The organism is Mycobacterium sp. (assembly GCF_049673265.1).
Taxonomy (GTDB): Bacteria; Actinomycetota; Actinomycetes; order Mycobacteriales; family Mycobacteriaceae; genus Mycobacterium.
Genome location: NZ_JBATXN010000282.1, coordinates 1 through 4,915, shown reverse-complemented (window position 1 = coordinate 4,915; position 4,915 = coordinate 1). Strand labels below are relative to the sequence as shown.

At 64.0% G+C, this 4,915-nt stretch carries 4 protein-coding genes and 1 pseudogene; 2 read left to right on the top strand and 3 right to left on the bottom strand.

Features of this window, described 5'->3' with window-relative positions; all coding sequences use genetic code 11:
• Window positions 1-725 (top strand): PucR family transcriptional regulator (locus WBF82_RS09805; RefSeq protein ID WP_424382847.1); only part of this gene is annotated, 725 nt, incomplete at its 5' end.
• A gap of 3 nt (window positions 726-728) precedes the next feature.
• On the opposite strand, the gene WBF82_RS09800 is transcribed toward WBF82_RS09805, so the two are convergent.
• Together WBF82_RS09800 and WBF82_RS09795 are read right to left on the bottom strand one after the other, a co-directional pair.
• Entirely contained in the window at window positions 729-2,375 is a 1,647-nt protein-coding gene (locus tag WBF82_RS09800; RefSeq protein WP_424382846.1) for an acetolactate synthase large subunit, read from the bottom strand.
• A gap of 71 nt (window positions 2,376-2,446) precedes the next feature.
• Entirely contained in the window at window positions 2,447-2,872 is a 426-nt protein-coding gene (locus tag WBF82_RS09795) for a nitroreductase family deazaflavin-dependent oxidoreductase (RefSeq protein WP_424382845.1), read from the bottom strand.
• A gap of 127 nt (window positions 2,873-2,999) precedes the next feature.
• Here WBF82_RS09795 and WBF82_RS09790 point away from each other — a divergent pair, with 127 nt between their 5' ends.
• Window positions 3,000-4,376, top strand: a complete 1,377-nt coding sequence (locus WBF82_RS09790) for an NADP-dependent succinic semialdehyde dehydrogenase (protein ID WP_424382844.1) — start codon at window positions 3,000-3,002, stop codon at window positions 4,374-4,376.
• A gap of 80 nt (window positions 4,377-4,456) precedes the next feature.
• On the opposite strand, the pseudogene WBF82_RS09785 reads toward WBF82_RS09790, so the two are convergent.
• Window positions 4,457-4,915, bottom strand: a pseudogene (locus tag WBF82_RS09785) (R2-like ligand-binding oxidase); the annotation flags it as partial.

Here is a 4,915-nt window from a genome sequence, read left to right as displayed (position 1 = left end):
CCGATGTCGATGTCGATGCGATGATCGCCGCAATCCGCTACCCGCTCAGACGATTCCACGTCGCACTGGTCGTCTGGTGCCCAGAGTCCGACAGCGGCGACGAATTGACACCCATGGAGCGCTTTGTCCACAAGATCGCTGAATCCATTGGTGCTCACGAGAATCCGTTGTTCATCTCCATTGACCACGTGACCGGATGGGCATGGATTCCGTTGCCGTCCAGCGCCGCACCGGGCGCATTAGGGCGGATTCGCGCCGTTGCCGAGACCTCGTCCGATGCGCCATGGATTGCCGCTGGAAAGCCGCTGCCGGGAATTCACGGTTTTCGCCGCTCACATCAGCAGGCGCAGGACGCCCGCAGCGTGGCGATTGCATCCGCGGCGGACATTCCCCGGTTCATCGCCGCCGACGATCCCGGCCTCGCGGTGGCGGCGCTGGTCGGGAACAATTTGCAAGCCGCTTCGACCTGGGTCAACGAGGTGCTCGGACCGCTCGCGTCTCGCACGGAGAGCGACGAACGCCTCCGTGAAACGTTACGGGTGTTCTTGCGCACCGGCTCAAGCAACAAGGCGGCGGCCGAAGAGCTGCACCTGCACGTCAACTCGGTGAAATACCGCGTACAGCGTGCTGTCGAACGTCGCGGCCGCCCGATCAGCGATGACCGTCTCGACATCGAAGTCGCCCTGATCCTGTGCGAGTGGTTCGGCGCCGCGGTGCTGCCATGACCGCTAGAGCGTCTCGTCGAGCTCGCCGAGCCGGTCGGTCAGCCGCAGATTTTCGGAGTAATCGACCGGACAGCAGATCAGCGAGACGCCGTCGTCGTCGAGCGCAGCCTTCAATGTGGGTAACAATTCATCGGCGTGGGTGATTCGATATCCCTTGGCGCCGAAGCTTTCTGCGTAGGTCACGATGTCGGGATTGTTGAACCGTACGTAGTGGTGCTCACCGAGCTCGAGATCCATCTTCCATTCGATCAGGCCGTAGCCGCCGTCTTCCCAGATCAATACAACGAGCGGTATCCGCTCCCGAACCGCGGTTTCGATCTCTTGAGAGTTCATCAAAAATGCGCCGTCACCGGCCACGGCCAGCACCTTGGACTCCGGCTTGGCCAATTTGACCCCAAGGGCTCCAGGTAACGCAAAACTCATCGTGGACAAGCCATTTGAGATCAAGCACGTGTTGCACTCAAACGTCGGATAGAGCCGGGCCATCCACATCTTGGTGGCCCCGGTGTCAACCAGAACGATGTCGCTGCGGTCCAGTGCGGCCCGGGTATCGGCGACTACCCGCGCAGGCGCCAGCGGATATCGCGAATCTTGTTGTCCACGAGCGAATTCCTCGTCAAGCATGCCCGAGCCGGGTATCTCCGGATCAGCGTCGAAGGTGTGCTCGCCGAGCGCCTCGGTCAGTGCGTCGAGTGAGGCGCTGATGTCGCCAATGATCCCTACGTTGACGGAATAGTGCGCGTCAACCTCGGCCGGAAAACGATGGAGGTGGATGATCTTCTTGTCGGCCTTGGGGTTGATTCGGACTGGATCGAATTCCTGCAGCTCGTAGCCGACCGCGATGACGACGTCGGCGTTGTCGAACCCGAAGTTGACGTAGTCGTGTCGCATGAACCCGAGGGTGCCGATGCTGTTGGGGTGGTCGTCGGGCATGACGCCCTTGCCGTGGAACGTGTTGGCCACCGGGATGCCGAATTCCTCGGAGAACCGCACCAAGGCCGCGGTCGCATCGGCACGCGCCGCACCGTGCCCGGCCAGCACCACCGGCCGCTTGGCCTCGCGCAGAATGTCGACCGCGCGGGCCACCTGCCGGAAGGCGGGCGCGTCGGCGCGGACGACGTTGCGCGGCAACGGCGTCAGGTCGTAGTCGGCGTCATCGGCATCGATGTGTTCCGGTACGGCGAGGTAGACCGCGGCCGGGCGTTCGGTCTCTGCGACTTTGAACGCCTTGCGGATCATCTCCGGTATGGCCTGCACGGTCGGGATGCCGGCCGCCCAGCGGGTGATCGGGGTGAACATCGACACCAGGTCGACGTACTGGTGCGACTCCTTGAACTGCCGATCCTGGCCGACCTGTGCGGAGATCGCGACCAGCGGCGTGCTGTTGGTCGTGGCGTCGGCGACGCCGAGCTGCATGTTGATCGCGCCCGGGCCCAGAGTGGAAGACACCACAGCCGCCCGGCCGGTGACCCGCCCGTACATCTCGGCCATGAACGACGCCGCCTGCTCGTGACGAGTAAGCACATAGCGAATGTCAGACGCGGCCAACGCCTGCACAAAGCGGATGTTCTCCTCGCCCGGCAGCCCAAAGACGACGGCGAGGCCTTCGTTTTCCAGGCATTTCACCATCAGCTCGGCCGCTGTGCTCATTTAGCACCTCCTGCTCGCCACAGTAGCGGCGACGGCGATGCGGCCACTTCTTCGCGGCTCATCACACGGCGTCAGTCGCCGTGTTGTCCCACCGGATGCAGCGCAAGGACGGGGATCGTGCGGCTCGTCTTGCGTTCATACTCCGCGAATCCGGGGTACCGCTTGGCTTGTTCGGCGTATTTCTCGTCGCGTTCGGCGCCCTTGAGTTCGACGGCGTGCACGTCGAGGTGCTCGTCACCGACCTCGATGCTGGCATAGGGTTTGGCAGCCAGGTTCCAATACCAAGCGGGGTTGCGGTCGGCTCCCGCCGCGGAGGCGAACACCAGATAGCGGTCGCCGTCGGGCAGATACATCATCGGATTCACCCGTTCCTCGCCGCTGCGCGCGCCGGTGGTGTGCAGCAACAGGACGGGGGCGCCGTCGAACTGTCCGCCGATCCTGCCATGGTTGGCGCGAAACTCCTCGATGTTGCGTCGGTTGAAGTCGTCGTCGCTCATGCTGCCTCCTCAGGTGCTGTCAATGTAATCGTGTGGGCCGCTATGACGGGCTCGAGCCCTGCGGCGGGCGTGGAAGTGGCACGCTGGGTACCGAACGGCTTCTACCATCTACGCGAAGGATGTCAGCGTGTCTATCGCCACGATCAACCCGGCCACCGGCGAGACGGTCAAGACCTTCACCCCGGCAACAGACGACGAAATCGAGGCGGCGATCGCCCGTGCCCACGACCGGTTCCTCGACTACCGGCACTCCACCACTTTCGCTCAGCGCGCCGAGTGGGCAAATGCCACCGCCGAGCTGCTGGAGGCGGAGGCCGACCAGACCGCAGCCATGATGACCCTGGAGATGGGCAAAACGCTGAAATCGGCCAAAGCCGAAGCAGTCAAGTGCGCCAAGGGTTTCCGTTATTACGCCGAGAACGCCGAGAAGTTGCTGGCCGACGAGCCGGCGGAGGCGTCGAAGGTCGGTGCGAAGCGGGCTTACACCCGCTACCAGCCGCTCGGGCTGGTGCTGGCCGTGATGCCGTGGAACTTTCCGCTGTGGCAGGCCGTCCGATTTGCCGCGCCTGCCCTGATGGCCGGCAACGTCGGCATCCTCAAGCACGCCTCCAACGTGCCGCAGTCGGCGCTGTATCTCTCCGATGTCATCAGGCGCGGCGGCTTCCCGGAGGGCTGCTTCCAGACGTTGCTGGTTTCGTCCAGCGCAGTCGAGCGCATCCTGCGTGATCCGCGGGTTGCGGCGGCCACCCTGACCGGCAGCGAACCGGCCGGCCAGTCCGTCGCCGCCATCTGCGGTGACGAGATCAAGCCCACCGTGATGGAACTCGGCGGCAGCGACCCGTTCATCGTGATGCCGTCCGCGGACCTGGACGAAGCAGTCAAGACCGCCGTCACCGCCCGCGTACAGAACAACGGCCAATCCTGCATCGCCGCCAAGCGGTTCATCGTGCACACCGACATCTACGATGCGTTTGTGGACAAGTTCGTCCAGCGGATGGAGGCGCTGAAGGTCGGCGACCCCACCGACCCGGACACCGACGTGGGTCCGCTGGCCACCGAGTCGGGCCGCGACGAGATCGCCAAGCAGGTCGATGACGCCGCCGCGGCGGGTGCCAAGGTCCGGCTCGGCGGTAAGACTCCCGACAGGCCGGGCTGGTTTTATCCGCCGACGGTGGTCACCGACATCACCAAGGACATGGCGCTGTACACCGAAGAGGTCTTCGGGCCGGTCGCCTCGATGTATCGGGCCTCGGGCATCGACGAAGCCATCGAGATCGCCAACGCGACCACTTTCGGGTTGGGGTCCAACGCCTGGACCAGCGACGAGGCCGAGCAGCAGCGCTTCATCGACGACATCGAGGCCGGGCAGGTCTTCATCAACGGAATGACGGTGTCCTACCCCGAATTAGGCTTCGGCGGCGTAAAACGATCCGGCTACGGTCGCGAGCTTGCGGGTCTGGGAATCCGCGCGTTCTGCAACGCCAAAACCGTTTGGGTCGGGTAACTCGGCGGCTTGCCCAGCGTCGAGATTGACGTTTCGCAGCGAAAGTGCGAGTGGCGACCTGCAAAACGTCGATCTCAGCATCAAACCGCAGCCAGCGCCTTCTCGTCCTCGTCGGCGAACGTGTCCTCCAGCTGCAGCGGCGAGTAGTCGAGATCGATCTCGCCGAGCGGTCGCCCGCGGGCGCTGGCAATCGTGCCGAACCGGCGCATCCCCTTGTCGGCGGCATACTGCATGAACTCGTCCACCGAAAGGTCGAACGGCATCGGGTCGTACAGGGCGAAACCCTCTTCGATGAGGCGCAACCCGAGCGGCATGAGTTCGTTCATTCTCGTTTCGAAGACGTCCCAATTGGCGTCGTCGGCGGCGACGTGGCGGCGGCAGGTGAATGTGCCCCACGCCATGTGGCGCCGTTCGTCGTCGCCGATGCGCCGGACCAATTCCTGCATGCCGGGAAGGATGCCGCGCTCTACGCAGATCTTGTGCCAGCCGAAGTAACCGGTCAGCGCCAGCATGCCTTCGACCATGTGGTTGTAGGTGAC